Annotated in this window: 1 protein-coding gene; it reads left to right on the top strand. The window is 52.5% G+C overall.

Annotated elements, in window-relative coordinates; genetic code table 11:
- A partial coding sequence (locus BWI93_RS08450) for an insulinase family protein (protein WP_141217396.1) occupies nt 1-263 on the top strand: 263 nt, incomplete at both ends.

Below are 263 nucleotides of genomic sequence, written 5' to 3'. Positions count from 1 at the left end.
GAAGACTGGTCACACGATCTGACCCTGGACGAAACCGAAATCAACAAAGAGCGGGGCGTCATTCTGGAAGAACTACGGGGCGGCAAGGGAGCATCCCAGCGAATGCGGGATGAGTACTTTCCCGTCATCATGAACGGTTCGAAGTGGGGCAAGCGGAACGTGATCGGAACGGAAGAAATCCTGAAGAACTTCAAACCCGAAACGATTCGTAACTTCTACAAAACCTGGTATCAACCCCAGAATCAGGCCATCATTGCCGTGGG

This window comes from Siphonobacter sp. BAB-5385, assembly GCF_002261125.1.
Classification (GTDB): domain Bacteria; phylum Bacteroidota; class Bacteroidia; order Cytophagales; family Spirosomataceae; genus Siphonobacter.
Note: the sequence above shows the minus strand (reverse complement) of the source record. Positions and strands in the feature narration are given on the sequence as shown.